This window comes from Aquimarina sp. MMG015 (genome assembly GCF_018100855.1).
Taxonomy (GTDB): Bacteria; Bacteroidota; Bacteroidia; order Flavobacteriales; family Flavobacteriaceae; genus Aquimarina; species Aquimarina latercula.
This window is the reverse complement of the sequence record NZ_JAGJEB010000013.1, coordinates 45,531-62,875: the sequence shown is the minus strand read 5'-3', so window position 1 is coordinate 62,875 and position 17,345 is coordinate 45,531. Positions and strand designations below refer to the sequence as shown.

Here is a 17,345-nt window from a genome sequence, read left to right as displayed (position 1 = left end):
GTTATTATTTAAGTTGGAATTCAGGGATTGTTATTAGAAATTGTAAAAGGCTATAGACCTGTTTGGGAGCAGTTTCCCAATCAAGATTCCAAGTGCCATCTTCAAAATAATTTTCAGGAACTTGATCTTTAAAAATTTCTAAACCTTGGCTATATTCTGTAGCGCTAATAAGCTCTTTGGACAAAAAATTATCCATAATTTGTCGAGATACTAACTCAACATCATTAGAGTTTTCATCACTTACAGCCTTGCCGATTACTCTAAATTGCTCTTCGTTATGCCTCCAAGCTCTCCATAGATACCAACCAATTCTATCCCACCTTGTAGTAATTGTACTAGAATCTATCCAATCTTTATCTCCTTGCCAACCAGCAACATCAACTGGTTTTAATAATTCTTGTCCCAATTCTTGACATCCTCCACGTATTTTGTTGTTAAATTCGAAATCCGCGGGTAATTCAAAACCTAAGTCTTTAAAAAAGTTGATTTGTACATCAACAGGACTTTTAATATGAACACCTAAACTTTTCTGGTCAAAAAAATGTTCACTTTTAAACAGTTGTCTTAGTACAGGAGCTATTTCAAAATTATTATCTAAAAAAGTTTGAGCTAGTTGATTGACAATAGTTTCGTTGGTTGCTGGGCTAATAAAGTAGCGATAGAGTTTACCACAAATAAATGCTGCTATTTGTTGTGGTCTTTGCTCAAATAAAATTCTAATTACATCATAATAATCCCAATTTCCAGTTTGACCAAAAATTGTTTTATCATCACTATCAAATTTGTTAGCATCAAAGGTAATTGGACCCCAACGTTCTTCTCTTTCGTTCCAACCTGTTAAAGCTCTTGCAGTTTCAACAATATCATTTTGAGTATATCCATTGTCTACTCCTAGAGCAAAGAGTTCATATAACTCTCGTCCATAATTTTCATTGGGTCTATTTTTCGTGTTCTCATATCCGTTTAAATAGATAAGCATAGCCGAAGAAAGTCCCATATCACTTGCGAAATCCTTAAAATTCCCCAAAGAATGAAGTTGTAGTAAATTGTAATATTGAAACATATATGCAGGGCTTTGATATGTATTATCTTCTGTTACAAAATGATTACTCCAAAATAAAGTAAGACGATCTCTAAGATTATTCTGAAACATATCTGCCACCATTTGATTTTTCCAATCTCTTCTGTATTCAAAAGGGTTTTCTGGTCTTGCGTCAAAGTCATCTTTTATCCAATAGCCCCAAGCCGGTGCTGGAGTTGGATTAAGGTTCAAAGCTTCATCGATAAGACTATCAATATGGTCAGAAGGGTTTTGATTGAGCGCATTATTCACCATTTCTGGAGTAGCACCAAAACCAAGTCTTCTGTACAAATGATTAACTTTTTGTCTATTCCAAGGATTTGAGTTTGTCGGGGAATAGATGTTTAATGAAGCAACATTACACGAAGTATTTGTTGTTAGCATAAATAGATTGAGTTAGTTAAGAATTTACGTTAGTTTATTTTTATCGAAACGTAATTATCTGACAGTTAGTTTCTTGTTAAGAAATATTTAGTCATAATTATGATAATTTTTGATATTGTTTATTAATATCAATTTTTCCAATAAAAATGATTTTAAACTAAATATTTTAGATCGATTTCTTGCTACTCTTTTAGTATTCGTTTGTGATTAACTAGTATCTGTTTATGTCGTTTAGAATTTTTTTGGAGTTAACGGTATAACAAAATAAATCCCTTAGTAAATATATTATTACTAAGGGATTTATTATATATTTATTTTATAACTTTTACTATATTAAGAAATTAACAGTGATTTACTAAACTCACCTGCTCCGGTTTCGATTCGGTATACATATTGACCTGTACTTAATCTTGTTCCAGCAGATTCTTTTACATCAATAACATGCTCTCCTTCTAATAGCATTTCATTTCTTAATGTGGCTACTTTTTGCCCAATAATGTTAAATAATGTTATATCTACATGTGTAGTTTCTGGGTTATTAATGTTTATAAAAGTTTGCCCTCCATCATAAGTAACTATATGGGATAGTGTTTCTCCATCTCCGGGGATATTAGGACTAACTCCACCACAGGTGAACCCTAAGTCTAAAGACTCAAACTCTTCACCAAGTAAGGCGTCGCTTACAGTACTTGGATCAATACACAACCACTCTTTCATAACGGTAGAATAGATTTGTCTAAAATCATTAGTACTTTCTGCGTTGAATCCAACACTAGGATTATCTGGTAAGTCCGGATGTTCTCCAATAAAACCATTACCATTAAGTCCTGTTCCAAAAAACATCATTGGAGCAACGGTACCGTGGTCAGTTCCTAAAGAACCATTTTCTACTAGTCTTCTCCCAAATTCAGAAATCGTCATAGTAAGAACCTTATCGTCCCAACCAGAAGCTTGTAAATCTGCATAAAAATTACTAATACCTTCAGAGAAAGAGTTTAGTAACTGTTGATGTCTTTGTATTTGATTGTTATGAGTGTCAAATCCTCCAAGTGTAACCATATACACTTTGGTTCCTAGATTTCCTTTTATCAAACGAGCAACAATACGCATTTGTCTAGCGAAACTATCATCTTCTAAATATCCTCCGAAATCTGTAGATCTATTAAATGCTTCAGATATTGCCTCTGCATATGTATATGTTACGTTTGTACTTTCTCTAATAAAATTTAACCGATCACCATATGTACAATCAGGAGCTGGGTCCAAACTATAACCTTGATTTTCGATATAAGCTTCTAATCTTCTAGGATCTGAAATTGCAAAAGAAAAATCGTTTTCTGGACCTCTAAAAATTAGATTACCAATACTACCAATCTGAATAGAAGGCGGACTTGGTGGTGGGTCTGTAATATAACTAGGATATAATCTTTGAAAATATCTACCCATAAAACCTGAACGTTCTTCTTCGGTTAAATTGGTATTCGCCCATATATCCGTACCTCTAAAATGTGATAACGTTTGATCTTCATATCCTACTCCATGGGCTACTTTCATTTGCCCGTCACCCCATAAATTTTCTAATTTATTCATAGGTTTGGGCATTGCGTATTCGTTTTCTTCTAGATTAATAAATTCACTAGGGGGTATTTTTATTAAAGGTCTGGCATTTGCATAAATATCATATTGATTTACTGGAATAATGGTATTATAACCGTCATTACCTCCTCCAAGTCTGCATATGATTAAAATATTATCTGTTTCTGCTTGACTTAAAGCTACGGATAGAGGAGACGGTCTGGAAACGGTAAGATTTGTGTTTGCCAGCATCATAGATCCTCCTCCTACAAGTCCTAATGCTTGTAAAAAAGATCTACGATTCCATTTTTTGTGATCATCAGTATTACAAACGCCTTCTTTAACGTTTGTTTTTATATTTTTGGGGTGGTGTGTATCGCACATAGGTTAATTATTTAAGTTGGAATTCAGGCAATTCATCAATGTGACTTAGTAGCGCATAAAACTGATCAGGAACTCCTGATAAATCTAATGTCCATAAAATAGGAGCAACGGCATCAGGTTCATAATAATTTTCAGGATAAAATTCCTTGAATATTGCTAATGCTTCATCGAACAATGTTTGATCTTCTAATCCTCTAGGCAGAAAATAGTCTAGAATTGCTTTTACCACGATATTAACCTGTTCTCCTTGTAATGTGTTATTTACAAAACCATCAGCTAAAGTTCCAATGGGAAGACCATTTAGGAAATCACTGAACTGTGTTTGATTCTGAGAATAAAAAGTATTTATGATACTTTGAATACCTTCCCATCTTCCAATTAAATAGTCAGGACTAATCCAATCCTCATCTCCTTGCCAACCTTCTACATCAATTGGATTTAGTACTTCTTGACCAATTGTAGTAGTTCTCCCTAATAAAGAATTTAAAGTTGCTAGTGTAGGAAGAGATTCAAAGTTTAATTGTTTAAAATGAGTAACAAATAGATCAATTGGACTTTTAATAATGGCACCTATAGCTTCTTGATCAAAGAAGTGTTCGCTTTTAAAAAGCTGACGTAACACTGGTGCAATCTGAAAGTTATTTGCTATAAATGTTTGTGCCATTTCGGCTACAATTGCTTCGTTACAAGTAGGACTTACGAAATAAGCATATAGTTTACCGCAAATAAAATTAGCTATTAATGTTTCTCGTTGCGCAAACAAATGTGCAATTACGTCATCAGGGCTTCCAAGTCCATAATATCCAAAGTTAGCGGTTTGACCAAAAATATCTTTTGTGTCATTACTAAATTGACCAGGATTAAAAGTAATAGGTCCCCAAGGAATATCATTAGTCTCTACCCAACCGGTAATAGCCTTGGCAGTTTCGATAATATCATTTTCATTATATCCATTATCTACACCTAATGTAAATAATTCATATAATTCTCTGGCATAATTTTCATTAGGTCTGTCTCTTGTGTTCTCATCTCCATTTAGATATACCAACATAGCAGAAGATATACCGATATCATATACAAATTGTCTAAAATCACCTAATGCATGAAATTGAAGAAGATTATAATATTGATATTGATAAGCAGGACTTCTGTACGATTGATCCTCAGTAACAAAGTGATTACTCCAAAATAGTGTTAAACGATCTCTCAATCCGTTTTGCACAAAATCATATATCATTTGTCTTTTACCCTCATCCTGATAAAAATTAATATCATTGTCCTCGTTAGCCATTTCAGCGGCTTCAAATTGATCTCGATTCCAAAAAGCCCATTCTGGGGCAGCAGTTGGAACTAAGGCAATTGCTTCATCAATCAAGGAATCTACTAATGCTGAGGGGTTGTTCTGATTTAATGCATCGATAACCTGTGTTTTAGTAGCTCCAAAGGCAACTCTTCGGTATAAATGATTTATTTTGCTTACGTTCCAAGGATTCTCAGCCGAGGGTACATAAGGGTCTAACGATGCTAAGTTACAAGAAGTATCAGAGATCATAGGCAATAGGTTTAATTAGTGTTAAGGGACGATTTTCAGCGTAATATAATAGTTTAGAACGAAAACATTTGTTAATTAGTATCCTAAAATGAAAAATTTAAGAAATGTTGAAGCCTAATTTTGTTAAAAAAGGAGATAAAATAGCCATTGTTTCCACTGCACGAAAAATTAGTCATAAAGAAATTAGTGAGGCTATTAATATTGTAGAAAAATGGGGTTTAACTCCTGTTGTGGGATCAACTATTGATTTAGAGTATAACCAGTTTGCAGGGACAGATGATGATAGAAGGCAGGATTTTCAAAGAATGTTAGATAATAATGAAATAAAAGCTATATGGTGTGCTCGAGGCGGTTACGGTACAATAAGAATTATAGACCTATTAGATTTTTCTATATTTATGAAACATCCAAAATGGATTGTTGGCTACTCTGATATTACAGTATTACACGCACATATTCACAATTTAGGAATTTCTACAATTCATGCCGCAATGCCGATAGATATTCATAAAGGTAGCGAAGAATCAAGACAATCACTATATGATTCTTTATTTGGAAAAAAGATTAAGTATAATATTCCTTCTTTTGAAAAGAATAAAACAGGAAATTGTAAAGGAAAGATTATTGGAGGTAATTTATCTATCTTATATTCTATTTGTGGTTCTAAATCATCTATTGATTGTAAAGGAAAAATACTTTGTATTGAGGATTTAGACGAATATTTATATCATGTTGATAGAATGCTCCAGAATTTAAAACGTAATGGATATTTTGATGGATTGTCCGGTTTAATTGTTGGGGGGATGACTAAGATGCACGATAATAATATTTCTTTTGGAAAAAATGCTAAAGAAATTATTTTAGAAATTGTACGAGATTATAGTTTTCCTGTGGTATTTGATTTTCCGATGGGGCATATTGAAGATAATAGAGCATTAATTATGGGGGCAGAAATTTCTTTGGAAGTACAAAAGGAATCTGTAACCTTAAAGTATATGTAGGGGTGGCAGAGCATAATTTACTTGGTAAGGAAGGAGAAACATTAGCTGTTAAGTTTTTAGAAAAAAAGGGATATGAAATTTTAGAACAAAATTATAGATATCTAAAGGCTGAAATTGATATTATAGCCAAGAAAAGTGATACAATAGTGGTTGTCGAAGTAAAAACCAGAAGCACACCAGAGTTTGGTGATCCACAGGATTTTGTAAAACAGAAACAAATACAATTATTGATCAAAGCGATAAATCACTACGTAGAGGAAAATGATTTCGATGAAGAGATACGTTTTGATATTATAGCAATAATTAAAAATAAGTTGCGAACGGAAATTGAGCATCTTGAAGATGCTTTTTATCATTTTTAATAATTAGTCTTAATACAAAAGAATAAATGAAATATCGCAGACTTGGTAATTCGGATGTGGAGATTAGTGAAATATCTTTTGGTTGTATGTCTCTTGAAGAAGATTTTGAAAAAACAAAAGAACTAATCCATTTGGCTTTCGATAAAGGGATTAATTATTTTGATACAGCTGATTTATATCAAAATGGTAACAACGAAGAAATGCTAGGTAAGGCCGTTAAAAGTTTTAGAAACAAGATTATTATAGGCACAAAAGTTGGGAATCAACCTAGAGAAAATGGAGAAGGCTGGGATTGGAATCCAAGTAAAAAATATATTATAAATTCTGTAGAAAAGAGTTTAACTCGCTTAAAGACTGATTATATAGATCTTTATCAATTACATGGAGGAACTATTGATGATCCTATTGAAGAAACTATAGATGCTTTCGAAACATTAAAAGCAGAAGGTAAAATAAGATACTATGGTATTTCGTCTATTCGACCTAATGTAATAAGAGAATATATAAAACACTCTAGAATTTCTAGTGTAATGATGCAATATAGTCTTTTGGATAGGAGACCAGAAGAATCCTGTTTAGAATTATTACAGAAAAATAACATAGCTGTTTTATCGAGAGGATCGATAGCAAAGGGATTGTTAGCAGGGAAAAAGGCAAAAGAGTACTTAGAATATATTTCTTCTGATGTTGATATTGTTATTAAAAAGTTAAAACAATTATCTAATGAGGATAGGACTATCGGACAAATAGCAATTCAGTTTGTTTTAAATCATAAATCTATTACTTCTTCTGTTGTTGGTTTTAGAACTGAACATCAGTTACAAGAATGTATAAAAGCTTTAGAAATACAGCAGTTGTCCGATGAAGAACTTAACTATCTTCAAAACATTATTCAGCCATTATTATATAAAAATCACAGATAGATTGATATAAAAAGTACGAGTGTACCCAAACGGTCTTTCTAATTTTTAAATTTGATTAGATTTGAAAAAGAGAATATTTAAACTTCTATATGGATTCATTCGGAATTGTTGATTTATTATTATTCTTAGGAATTAGTCAAGGAGTTTTTCTTGCGATTACTCTTTCATTGCTTCATAATAAAAATAAACCAGCTAATAGGATCTTATCCTTTATACTATTAATAGCCTGTTTGATGCTTGTAGGCAGGGTGTTTTATCCGAGATTTTCTGGAGTTTTATTTTTCCGAATAGCAGGATTTGTGGATACATTGATTTTTATTTTTGGACCTTTGCTATATACGTACATAAGAAGATTGACTTTTAATGAATCTCCGGGTTATAAAACTCCTTGGTATCATTTTATTCCTGCTTTTCTTCATGTAGTATTTTTTAGTTGGACGTTATTTTATACTAGAGAAGAATTACAAATTATAATCAGTGAAGGTGGCTTTAATTTTGTTTATTTTATTGTAGAGACTGTAGGTTTAATAAGTAATGTAGTATATGTTGCTAAATCATATCATTTGCTCAGTATCTATAAAACTGCAGAAAAAACAAACCTTTCTTATTCGCAGAAAGTACAAATCTTCCTAAGGTTTTTTTTATTTGGAATTTCAGTTTTTATGATTTTATGGATCATAAGTTATGCTAATTATTTTATGAGATTTAAGGAGTTGTATTTTATAAGTTATCATCTAATTTGGATGTCAATTCCCGTATTTATTTATATTGTTGGATTTTTTAGTTTAAAGCAACCCGAAATATTTAGGGTTCCACTTAGTAAGAAAAAAACTGTTTCAAAAGAAAGGTTGAATGGAGAAGAATTGGAAATATTAAAAAAGAATTTAGAGGATCTTATGGTTAATAAAAAGATATATTTAAATAATGAACTTACTTTAAAGGATCTTTCTAAAGAACTCAATACTTCTACTAACAATATATCTTGGTTACTCAATAATATACATCAATGTAATTTTTATGATTATGTAAATACATATAGAGTTCAAGAATTTATCTCCAAAATCCAAAAAGGAGAGCATTTTAATCATACTATTTTAGCATTGTCGTTAGATTCAGGTTTTAATTCGAAATCAACTTTTAATAAGGCTTTTAAAATGATTAAGAATGACACTCCAAGTAATTATATAAAAACATTACAAACCTCTTAAAGAAGTTTCAGCGTATACATTAGGTCGATTTTTAAAGTTTTTTGACTCAGTTTTGAGTATAACTTTAAAATTATATCAAATGAAACGAACAGTTAATTTTTTTTCAGCAATAAAGAAAGCGATATGCTCATATGTTACCCCTTCTATTTTTGTTTTATCGCTATTGGTTACTTCTTGTAGACCGGGCGAAGTTCCCAATATAGTAACCACGGTAGATACAGTGACAGATGGTTCATTTCACGATGGACTGGCAATAGATCGTAAAGGGAATTTATATGGATCTGATTTTGTCGGAAATACGGTTTATAAAATGACTCCTTCCAGAGAAGTAACAGTTTTTGTAGATAGTCTGGTTTCTCCAAATGGGATTGGTATTAATAAAAATGATGAAATTTATGTTTGCGATCATTTTGGCAATACTATTTATAAGTACTCAGAAGAAGGTGCACAATTGGATAGTATTCCGGCAATTTCTCCAGCAGGTATAAAAAGAATACCAGGGACCAATGATATGTTGTTCGTCGAATATAATACGAATACGATTAATTTATTATCAGAAAATAATACAATCACTAAGTTATATGAAGGATCACCAATTAATGGACCAGCTGGAATTGCATTCGATAGGAGAGGTGATTCATATATAGGTAACTTTAATGATAGAAAAATTTATAAATTTAAAGACGGTGAACTTACTTTTATTGCTGAGTTACCCGCAGAAGCACCTAATGCTAATTTTTTAGGGTTTTTGACGTATGCTAGAGGTTTTCTTTTTGCTACTCAAATAGGGGAACATAAGATATATAAGATCAATCCAAACAAAGAAAATGATTTTGAAGTATTTGCAGGAAGTGTATTGGGTAACGAAGATGGAGATGTTTCTGAAGCGACATTTAATTTTCCAAATGGAATATTAGCTAGTAAGAATCAGAAAATCCTATATATTTCTGATGCTGGGACCAAAAATTTGAGAATCATAGAAAGTGGTATTGAACATTAATTTATAATTATTAAATAGAAACAGGGAAATTTTCTCTTTTTTATTTTGTAACTTATACCCACAATACAAATTAATCTTAAAATAAATTCATCATGTTAAAATCGATTTTGACTCAGCAAGGAGTAAAACAATTAAACAAAGAACAACAACAAACAATCAATGGAGGAGGAGGATTAAACTCCGAATGTCATTCTGATAGCGAGTGTGATTATCCGTTAATCTGTGCTGGATGCTTATGTAGACCTGTTGGAGGACCATTTTAGTCCGCAGTAGGTATTTAATTAAGGCTAATTCAAATATAAAAAAGGTCAGAATTCTAAATTCTGACCTTTTTTATATTTTTCATCTTGTTAGATTTTTTTGATTAATAAAAATTTTTGCAATTGCATATACATTTTCGAATAAATCCGATGATGAGCCATTTTTATTAGCTAGCATTGATATTGATAAGTTATACTCAGGAAATAGTGCTAATAAGGAGATGGATCCATTAGCAATACCTCCATGATGCCAAACCCGGATTGTAGTACCGTTGTTAAATATATCTTTGGCATCATTCCTCCAACCAATAGCATAATTCTGTTCGTTAACTTTAGAATTATTGAGCATTACTGGTGCAGTTAGTAGATCAGTAGTGTTTTTATCGAATAATTCATTATTTAAAAAAGCATTTCCTAGTTTGATGAGGTCGGTTGGAGATGCTAAAAAACCTCCTCCAGCCCATTTATTACTGTTGTTAACGGGGTATACCTTTTTATATTTTTGATTAGTTACATCATAAAACTCTGCGGCATCCTTTATAGTTTCCGAAGTTTCCTCAACAATGAATGTAGCACGTAATGGTTCGAATACAGATTCTTTCATGAATTCAGGAAATGGTTTTCCTGAAGCTTCTTCAATCATTGCACTAAGAAGTGTATAATTATAACTGCTATAACTAAAATTATTCCCAGGGGTAAATAATAATTCATCATTATTAAATAATGAAACGCTTTCTTCTACACTAGAATAAGAATCGTTATTGTAATATTCCCAAATAGGAAAACAAAGACAAGTTCCATAATTTCTTATCCCAGAAGTATGCGATCCTAATTGTTTTAAAGTCAAATCTTTAAGAGGTTCGTCTACATATGAGACGAACTGTTTTACCTGATGGTCTAAATTAAGCTTATTGTTTTGAAGTAAAACACCTATTCCTAAAGAAGTGACTGCTTTTGAGGTGCTTCCTATTCTAAATTTAGTGGTAAGATCTGCTAAGGTTTTATCCTCAATATCTTGATATCCGATAACATTAGACCATATGACTTTATTGTTTTGACCAACTGCAATTGATACAGCTGGTGCATCTAATTTTGTGTAGATTGCCTTAAGAATACTATCTGCCTTCTTTAATATGAGGTCATTGTGTATTTGAACCGGTTGGATATTGGAAGTGTTAGGCTTGTTTTTCCAACCGATGGTATAGACAAATATCGGTTCAAAAAGATAATATGCTAAGACTAAAGCTAGAATAGAAATAGAACAAATTTTAATGTATTTTTTCATGTTTTTTAATTGAGATTAGACATAGAATTCCTTGTCATAGAAAGTTAATTCAATGATTTTGATGAGTATTTTTAAAATGAAGAAGGGATTACGCTAAGTCTGTTTCTTGTTGCTTAGCTTTTATCATTTCAGAGATCCTATACAAAAGGATTATTTCAAGAATAATGGTAGGAGTAAGTAAGAAATACCCAAGAAACCCTAATATAACTGTGGCCATACATCCATAAGCAATAATTTCGAAGATACCCGTAGTTTTTGCTAACATTCCTAATGCATTTTGAAGCCTAATCACAGAGATTCCTAAAAGAATACCAATAACTCCAAAAGTGACAGCTTGAGCGCCAATTATGTAGGTAAAATCTAACTCACCTATGTGTAAGGATATTAAATCATAGGTATAGAAAATAATTGTCATAGATGTAAATATAAAAGCAGTTATTCTCAATAAGTAGTTTTTAAAAATTTTGCCAGAAAGTATGAAACCTCTCATAAAAAGTATAATTGCTACAAGAATTACCAATTTTAATACGCTATAAAGTGCAGTGGAGACTAACATTTCGTTACTAAAATATCTTGAATAGTCCAACGCAAATTCTCCAAATCCAAGAATAAAATATATAATACCACTAATCCAAGATATGGTTAGTTGTCTAGTTAAAAAACTAGCTTCTTTACTGTCATCAATATCAAGAAGAAAAAGTTTTTTAAATTCTTTAGCTACTTTAGAATTTTCGGTTTGTATTTTTTCTAAGTCATAATCCAGTGCCGATAAGATTGTTTTTATTGTGTAGCTTCTTGGAGTTACTTCTCCCGCCTCAATGCGTTGTATAGTTCGTACACTAATATTGCATTGTTCTACGAGCTCTTCCTGTGTAAGTCCTTTAGATTTTCTTAATTCGGATATTTTAATACCTAATGCTGGTTGTTCCATGATTTTTAAGTTTTTCGTTTCTTGTGAAGTAGTATTCCCTGCAGTAGAATTACTAGAACTTGTTTTCATTTGATACAGCAATATTAGTTGTAAGAGATAAAATCTCAAATTTTTTGACTTGACTTTGACCCGTCATTAACCTGACATTTCAAGTATAATACCGTTTTGAAGGGTTTTTAATAAATTCCTTTGGAGATGAAATATAGGAATTATTCTAATGTAAAAACCTATGTTTTTGGAATAAGATGTATTCTTTATATAAGATAATTAATTAGGATAGTAGAGATTTTATTGTTGCAACTGTAGTTTTTAGTTTTAAGCGCACATTCTTAGATTTTGCAGATAACTCTTAACCTCTATAAACATAGCTTCTTTACTATGAAGGTCATCAATATCATTACTGTAATGGTAACCAAACGAATAGTTCATAGAAAATTCTTCTATATCGATAAGTTCAGGGTGATTTTTGTAGTTTTCTAATTCTTCAGCAAACCTTCTTTCTACATTTGAATAATTGATAGCATAAAGTTTATTGTTATTCTTAGTATCCATATTTACCTTTCTCGATAAAGATCCTTTTAAAAAACTAAATTCTTCTTTTCGTCTCATAATTTAAGTTGGTTTGGTACTTATAATCTGAAATGAAATTAGAAATTTAAAATAGTATAAATCGTTTTTTGTAGTTAAATATAGTTAAAATGACGTTGAAATGCATTTTTATATCGATGAACGGTTATTTTTCGTTTTATAGTATTTAAAGTTAATTTTAACGCTTATATTTTAATGAGTATTTAAGAATCTTAAGATTTATTAACTGCAAATTTTAATGGTTGCAATACTTTAAGACCAGTATTAACAGAGTCAATATTTTCGAAAGTCAGTAATAGTCTTAATCCATTCCTTGTATTTTTTTCTTTCATTTTGCAGACATTTGGGTTCTTTTGTACAAATTGAAGTACTTTTGAAAATGCAGGACTTTGGTAAAAACTAGATTGTTGATCACTAATAAAATATCCAATAAGTTTATTTTGTTTCATGATTATTTTCTCAATACCTATTGATGTAGCAATCCATTTGATGCGTACAGAGTTTAAAAGATCAATTGCTTGATCGGGTAATTCTCCAAATCGGTCGATTAATCGCTTTTCATATTCCTGTAATCCGGTTTCATCTTTAATACCATTAAGTTCTGTGTATAAGTTAAGTCGCTCAGTAATATTGTTGATGTAACCATCAGGGAATAATAATTCAAAATCGGTATCAATTTGTGTATCTTTTAAATATGCTTTTTCTTTTTTATCATCTTCATATAATTCTGCAAACTCATTTTCTTTTAATTCTTCTATAGCTTCATTTAATATTTTTTGATAAGTATCGAAACCAATCTCGTTAATAAATCCACTTTGTTCTCCTCCTAATAAATCACCTGCTCCACGAATTTCTAGATCTTTCATAGCTATATTAAATCCGCTACCTAAATCAGAATGCATTTCTAAAGCGGTAATACGTTTTCTTGCATCTTCTGTCATTGCAGAATAGGGTGGTGTAATAAAATAACAGAATGCTTTTTTATTACTTCTACCAACACGACCTCTCATTTGATGTAAGTCTGATAGCCCAAAGTTATTAGCATTATTGATAAAAATAGTATTTGCATTGGGTACATCCAATCCACTTTCTACTATAGTAGTAGACACAAGTACATCAAACTCTCCATTCATAAAAGAGAGCATCAAGCTTTCTAATTTTTTACCATCCATTTGACCATGCCCAATACCTACTTTAGCATCAGGAACTAGACGTTGTATCATCCCAGCTACTTCTTTAATGTTTTCTATTCTGTTGTGAATAAAATATACCTGTCCACCACGTTGAATTTCATAACTCACCGCATCTCTAATCGTTTCTTCAGTAAATCTAATAACATTGGTTTCAATCGGATATCGATTTGGTGGAGGTGTAGTTATTGTAGATAAATCCCTTGCCGCCATTAAGCTAAATTGTAATGTTCTTGGGATAGGTGTAGCTGTTAATGTAAGCGTATCAACATTTTCCTTGATTGTTTTTAATTTGTCTTTTACGGAGACACCAAATTTTTGTTCTTCATCGATTACTAATAATCCAAGATCCTTAAATTTGACATTCTTATTTACCAATTGATGGGTTCCTATGATGATATCAACTTTTCCAGAAGCTAAATCTTCCAGTGTTTCTCTTTTTTGTTTGGCAGTACGGAAACGATTTACATAATCTACTACTACCGGAAAATCTTTTAGTCTTTCTCTAAATGTTTTAGCATGCTGAAAAGCAAGAATAGTGGTTGGGACTAATATGGCTACTTGTTTTCCGTTATCTACAGCTTTAAATGCAGCTCTTATGGCAACTTCAGTTTTACCAAAACCAACATCACCACAAATTAATCGATCCATCGGCCTTTCACTTTCCATATCGGCTTTTACAGCTTCTGTTGCAGTACTTTGGTCAGGTGTATCCTCATATATAAAAGATGCTTCTAATTCATGTTGTAAATAACTGTCAGGGTTATACTGAAATCCCTTTTGAAGTTTTCTTTTTGCGTATAACTGAATTAAGTTAAAAGCAATATGTTTTACTCTTGCTTTTGTTTTTTGTTTTAACGTTTTCCAAGCCTTAGAACCTAGCTTATATATTTGTGGTGGTTTACCATCTTTACCATTAAACTTAGAGATTTTATGAAGAGAATGAATACTTAGGTATAATACATCACGTTCTCCATAAATCAATTTGATAGCTTCCTGCTTTTTACCTTCTACATCTATTTTTTGGAGTCCGCCGAATTTTCCGATTCCATGATCAATATGAGTTACATAATCACCAACTTCTAAATTAGTAAGCTCTTTTAATGTAATAGCTTGTTTTTTAGCATATCCACTTTTTAGACTAAACTTATGGTAGCGCTCAAAAATTTGATGATCTGTATAACAAGCAATTTTACGATTATGATCTATAAACCCTTGAAATGCAGAAAATACAATTGTTTCGTATTGTTTTACATCAAGATCAGCATCATCAAAAATATCATGGAAACGTTTAGCTTGTTGTTCACTTACACAGAAAATATAATTCTTATATTCTTTTTCGTGGTTTTCATTAAGGTTCTTAATCAATAAATCAAACTGCTTGTTAAAGGAAGGCTGAGGTTTTGTATCAAACTTTATGGCATAATCAGCTTTAGTTAGAGGTCTGTTTCCTATTTCTACTAATGTAAAATTTAGTAGTTGTTTTTTGATTAATTCTGAAGAAGCAAATAGTTCTTCAGGTGTACCATGCTTGATATCTTCAGAAAGTGTTTTGAAGGCTTCTTTGGCTTTTTCAAAATTTTTATCAATTCTTGAAGAAAGAAGATCAATGTCTTTTGCAAAAATGATGGTTTTGGAAGCAATGTATTTTAAGAAACTCTCACGAGTTTCTTGCATGGCTTTATTCTCGACATTGGGAATGATAGTGATCTTTTTAATTTGTTCTGTCGATAATTGAGTTTCTACATCAAAGGTTCTGATGCTATCTACTTCATCACCAAAAAATTCTATGCGATAAGGCTCGTCATTACTAAAAGAGAATACATCTACTATACCACCACGTACAGAAAATTCACCAGGTTCAGTGACAAAATCTACTCTTTGAAACTGATACTCGAATAATACTTCATTTACAAAATCTAATGATAAAGTATCCCCAATAGATATTTTTAAGGTGTTTTTTTCTAATTCTTTCCGAGTAACTACCTTTTCGAATAACGCATCAGGATAGGTAACGATCAGAGCAGGTTTTTTACGCGAGTTAATTCTATTTAATACTTCTGCTCTTAATAAAACATTGGCATTGTCAGTTTCTTCAATTTGATAAGGTCTTCGGTAACTACCAGGGTAAAAAAGCACATTTTTATCACCCAATAATTGTTCTAAATCATTTAGGTAATAGGCTGCTTCTTCTTTATCACTAAAAATACATAAAAAAGGTTTTTCTGCTTGTAGAAAAGCATTTTCAATTGCAAAGGATAATGAAGATCCAATGAGACCTTGTAAATGAATTTTACTTTCGGATTGGGCAATAGCATTTCCCAGTTTCTGCAATTGCTGAGACTGTGCAAAAGTTTGCGTGATTAAGATTTGACTCACGTAGCGAAGATTTTGTAGCAAATATAACAGCTATATAAACGTATCCAAAAAAGAACGTCTGATTTATTAAGAGAATTGAAGTAGTAGTCTTTCAAAATCTTTTTCAGAGTTATATACATTGCAAGAAACTCGTATGGCATTCCCTCTAAATGAAACAAATATTTGCTCTCTTTTTAATCGAACCTTTAGTTCGTCTAAATTGATTTGATTAGGAAGGTAGATGCCAAAAAGATGATGTGCTCTGAAAGAGTCATTCTCAATAAAGCAACCTAATTCTCTAAGCTTTTGTATGGTATCTTTAGAGATATTTTTTGCATACTCCTGAATGTTTTTTGGTTGCCAAGCAATCAATTGCTCTATAGCATTTATCAACATGGGCGTTAATATAAAATTGCTAGATTCTCCTACAGAATATCTAGCTGCTTTTTCTTTGTAACGATCTTCATAATTAGTAAGTCCAGAAAAATCCTCACTATTGTGTCTATTCATCCAATTATGTTCAATAGGTGTTCCATCGTTAAAAGCATCACTGTAATAAGCCATTCCGATAGAGTAGGGACCTAATAACCATTTATAACCTCCACAAACTAAAGCATCAGGTTCAATATCTTGAACAGAAAATGGCAATGCGCCAACACTTTGTGTACCATCTATGACTAACATAGCTTTTACCATGTTAGTTTTTTCACGGATAGCTTTTAGATCGAATAAAGTTCCATCTGCCCAATGTATATGAGGCAAAGCAATAACCGCAGTATTTGGAGATATAGCATCTAAAATATGTTGATTCCATAACATACCACGATCTTTAAAATCTTTTGGAGGATATACAACTTTGATAATGGCATTGTTTTTTTTGGCTACCTCTTGCCAGATATATACGTTACTAGGAAATTGTTCATCAACTAAGATGATTTCATCACCACTTTGTAAAGGAATATTATTTGCAGCATTGGCAATACCATATGAAACGGAAGGAATAATAGCTGTATTTCTATAATCTGGAGCATCAATTAATGTTGCGAAACGCTGTTTTAAAATTTCTTTATCATTAAAAAAATCTTCAGGTAAGATTTCATTAGGATGTGATTTCTTTTGTAAAGATTGCATACCAATTTCGGTAACTGATTTTAATTGTGGAGCCATATAGGCTCCATTTAAATAGGTAATTTCTTGGGATAGATCAAAAAGGTGTTTTTGGTTTTGCATTAGTAAGTGATTTATACTTTTGGTTTGTATTAG

The 17,345-nt window shown here is 31.5% G+C and carries 14 protein-coding genes; 6 read left to right on the top strand and 8 right to left on the bottom strand.

All coding sequences use genetic code 11. From position 1 onward, the window contains the following. Positions 1 to 4: 4 nt before the first annotated feature. The 3 genes from J8L88_RS20135 to J8L88_RS20125 form a co-directional block, all read right to left on the bottom strand. Positions 5 to 1,465, bottom strand: coding sequence for a DUF1800 family protein (locus J8L88_RS20135; RefSeq protein WP_027393287.1), 1,461 nt, complete (start codon positions 1,463 to 1,465; stop codon positions 5 to 7). 333 nt (positions 1,466 to 1,798) lie between these two features. Continuing rightward, the gene (locus J8L88_RS20130) at positions 1,799 to 3,424 is read right to left on the bottom strand and encodes a DUF1501 domain-containing protein (RefSeq protein ID WP_027393288.1); all 1,626 of its coding nucleotides are present in this window, start codon (positions 3,422 to 3,424) and stop codon (positions 1,799 to 1,801) included. A 7-nt stretch (positions 3,425 to 3,431) separates the two neighbouring features. Beyond that, complete coding sequence (locus J8L88_RS20125; RefSeq protein ID WP_211061667.1) at positions 3,432 to 4,976, bottom strand: DUF1800 family protein; 1,545 nt, start codon at positions 4,974 to 4,976, stop codon at positions 3,432 to 3,434. A 104-nt stretch (positions 4,977 to 5,080) separates the two neighbouring features. On the opposite strand from J8L88_RS20125, the gene J8L88_RS20120 reads away from it, so the two are divergent. From J8L88_RS20120 to J8L88_RS20095, 6 genes are all read left to right on the top strand, one after another. Continuing rightward, on the top strand, positions 5,081 to 5,977 hold the full coding sequence (locus tag J8L88_RS20120; RefSeq protein ID WP_211061666.1) for an LD-carboxypeptidase: 897 nt from the start codon (positions 5,081 to 5,083) through the stop codon (positions 5,975 to 5,977). A 2-nt stretch (positions 5,978 to 5,979) separates the two neighbouring features. Continuing rightward, positions 5,980 to 6,339, top strand: a complete 360-nt coding sequence (locus J8L88_RS20115) for a YraN family protein (protein WP_211061665.1) — start codon at positions 5,980 to 5,982, stop codon at positions 6,337 to 6,339. Between the two features lie 26 nt (positions 6,340 to 6,365). After that, the gene (locus J8L88_RS20110) at positions 6,366 to 7,262 is read left to right on the top strand and encodes an aldo/keto reductase (protein WP_211061664.1); all 897 of its coding nucleotides are present in this window, start codon (positions 6,366 to 6,368) and stop codon (positions 7,260 to 7,262) included. A gap of 89 nt (positions 7,263 to 7,351) precedes the next feature. After that, the gene (locus tag J8L88_RS20105) at positions 7,352 to 8,470 is read left to right on the top strand and encodes an AraC family transcriptional regulator (RefSeq protein WP_027393293.1); all 1,119 of its coding nucleotides are present in this window, start codon (positions 7,352 to 7,354) and stop codon (positions 8,468 to 8,470) included. A gap of 79 nt (positions 8,471 to 8,549) precedes the next feature. Continuing rightward, on the top strand, positions 8,550 to 9,470 hold the full coding sequence (locus J8L88_RS20100) for a hypothetical protein (protein WP_027393294.1): 921 nt from the start codon (positions 8,550 to 8,552) through the stop codon (positions 9,468 to 9,470). A gap of 92 nt (positions 9,471 to 9,562) precedes the next feature. Continuing rightward, positions 9,563 to 9,733: a hypothetical protein gene (locus tag J8L88_RS20095; RefSeq protein WP_155839683.1), complete on the top strand. Its 171-nt coding sequence runs from the start codon at positions 9,563 to 9,565 to the stop codon at positions 9,731 to 9,733. A gap of 79 nt (positions 9,734 to 9,812) precedes the next feature. Here the strand turns inward: J8L88_RS20095 and J8L88_RS20090 are convergent, their stop codons facing one another. From J8L88_RS20090 to J8L88_RS20070, 5 genes are all read right to left on the bottom strand, one after another. Then, complete coding sequence (locus tag J8L88_RS20090; protein WP_211061663.1) at positions 9,813 to 11,015, bottom strand: serine hydrolase; 1,203 nt, start codon at positions 11,013 to 11,015, stop codon at positions 9,813 to 9,815. 88 nt (positions 11,016 to 11,103) lie between these two features. Beyond that, on the bottom strand, positions 11,104 to 12,015 hold the full coding sequence (locus J8L88_RS20085) for a helix-turn-helix domain-containing protein (RefSeq protein WP_211061662.1): 912 nt from the start codon (positions 12,013 to 12,015) through the stop codon (positions 11,104 to 11,106). A 246-nt stretch (positions 12,016 to 12,261) separates the two neighbouring features. Continuing rightward, the gene (locus J8L88_RS20080; protein WP_211061661.1) at positions 12,262 to 12,555 is read right to left on the bottom strand and encodes a hypothetical protein; all 294 of its coding nucleotides are present in this window, start codon (positions 12,553 to 12,555) and stop codon (positions 12,262 to 12,264) included. Between the two features lie 191 nt (positions 12,556 to 12,746). After that, the gene (gene mfd, locus J8L88_RS20075; protein ID WP_211061660.1) at positions 12,747 to 16,103 is read right to left on the bottom strand and encodes a transcription-repair coupling factor; all 3,357 of its coding nucleotides are present in this window, start codon (positions 16,101 to 16,103) and stop codon (positions 12,747 to 12,749) included. Between the two features lie 66 nt (positions 16,104 to 16,169). After that, entirely contained in the window at positions 16,170 to 17,312 is a 1,143-nt protein-coding gene (locus J8L88_RS20070) for an aminotransferase class V-fold PLP-dependent enzyme (protein ID WP_118388771.1), read from the bottom strand. Between the last annotated feature and the right edge of the window lie 33 nt (positions 17,313 to 17,345).